Source organism: Mesorhizobium sp. M7A.F.Ca.CA.004.06.1.1 (genome assembly GCF_003999135.1).
Lineage (GTDB): Bacteria > Pseudomonadota > Alphaproteobacteria > Rhizobiales > Rhizobiaceae > Mesorhizobium.
In genome coordinates, this window is sequence record NZ_RZPQ01001085.1 from 1 (window position 1) to 1,433 (window position 1,433).

Genomic DNA, 1,433 nt, shown 5'->3' on the forward strand with positions numbered 1-1,433 from the left:
GGCCCTGACCGGACAGGATTTCACCACGGCGATCGGGCCGATCCGCTTTGATGCAAAAGGCGACCTCAGCCAGAGACCTTACCGCGTCTTCCGTTTCGACGGCACGCGCTTTGCGCCCTTGGAAAGCAACTGATGTTTCGCACCGGCCCACGCAACCTGATCACCGACGTTGCCGGCCTGCGCGTCGGCAATGCGTCCGACGCCAGCCTGAAGTCCGGCGTCACGACCGTGCTTTGCGACACGCCGACAGTGGCCGGCGTTCAGATCCTGGGCGGCGCGCCGGGCACGCGCGAGACAGACCTGCTCGAACCGCACAATTCCGTCGATGTGGTGCACGCCGTCGTGCTTTCAGGCGGTTCGGCTTTCGGCCTCGACGCGGCGTCCGGCGTGCAGGCGGCATTGCGCGAACGCGGCATCGGCCTGGAGGTCGGTGGTTTTCGCGTGCCGATCGTGCCGTCGGCGATCCTGTTCGACCTGCGCAATGGCGGCGACAAGGATTGGGGCCGTTATCCGCCCTACCGCGAGCTTGGCTATGAGGCCGCGCAAACTGCCGCCGCCGATTTCCAGCTTGGCACGATCGGCGCCGGCACCGGCGCGCTGACCTCGGGGCTGAAAGGCGGCCTCGGCTCCGCCTCGACGCTGCTGGATAGCGGCGTCACCGTCGGTGCGCTGGCCGCCGTCAACCCGACCGGATCGGTGACCACAGGCCGAACCCGCCATTTCTGGGCAGCACCGTTCGAAATCGGCAACGAATTCGGCGGGCTTGGTTATCCCTCGCCGATGCCGGACGATGCGAAACGGATTCTTTTGAAACACCGCGACAAGCATGTTGGCAGGCAGATGGAGACCGGCGGCAACACCACCATCGCCGTCATTGCCACCGATGCGGTGCTCACAAAAGCTGCCGCCAAGCGCCTGGCGATATCGGCGCATGACGGGTTCGTGCGCGCGATATGGCCGACGCACACACCGGCCGATGGCGACCTTGTGTTCGCGCTGGCGACCGGCACGAGCGGTATCGAACTCTCCGCCGATGCGGCGATCGATCTCTACGCCGCAGCCGGCGCCACCATGGCGCGCGCCATCAGCCGCGGCGTCTATGCGGCAACCCCTGCCGAAAACGATCTGTTTCCGGTCTGGTCGTCACGCCTGAGGTGAAGCGATAATCAGACCCGATCGGACTTTTCTTCCTCGAACGTCACCGCAACATCGGAATTCGCCGACAGCCAGACCTTCTTGCCGTCGACTTCGGCAATCAGGCTCAGGGGAATATAGTGATGATGGCCCTTGTGAGCGCCCTCGCCGCTATCGGCCTTGGTCAGCTTGATGCGCTGGCCATCGACCTTGTCGACAGTGCCGACATGCACGCCGTCGGCGCCGACGACTTCCATATGCTCGCGAATTTTGCTGGTGTCGGTCATGGTGGTCTCCAT

General features: G+C 64.6%; 2 protein-coding genes and 1 pseudogene. 2 read left to right on the plus strand and 1 reads right to left on the minus strand.

The features are described 5' to 3' along the window. A pseudogene (locus tag EN906_RS38625) lies at nt 1-133 on the plus strand (ABC transporter substrate-binding protein); the annotation flags it as partial. Continuing rightward, the gene (locus tag EN906_RS34055; RefSeq protein WP_127269887.1) at nt 133-1,158 is read left to right on the plus strand and encodes a P1 family peptidase; all 1,026 of its coding nucleotides are present in this window, start codon (nt 133-135) and stop codon (nt 1,156-1,158) included. The pseudogene EN906_RS38625 and the gene EN906_RS34055, both read left to right, overlap by 1 nt. Before the next feature lie 8 nt (nt 1,159-1,166). On the opposite strand, the gene EN906_RS34060 is transcribed toward EN906_RS34055, so the two are convergent. Continuing rightward, entirely contained in the window at nt 1,167-1,421 is a 255-nt protein-coding gene (locus EN906_RS34060; protein ID WP_127269889.1) for a DUF2171 domain-containing protein, read from the minus strand. Nucleotides 1,422-1,433: the final 12 nt, after the last annotated feature.

Excerpts from the sequence above, each read along its gene's own strand:
- EN906_RS34055 (WP_127269887.1), top strand. The coding sequence starts at position 133 with ATGTTTCGCACCGGCCCACGCAACCTGATCACCGACGTTGCCGGCCTG.
- EN906_RS34060 (WP_127269889.1), bottom strand. The coding sequence starts at position 1,421 with ATGACCGACACCAGCAAAATTCGCGAGCATATGGAAGTCGTCGGCGCC.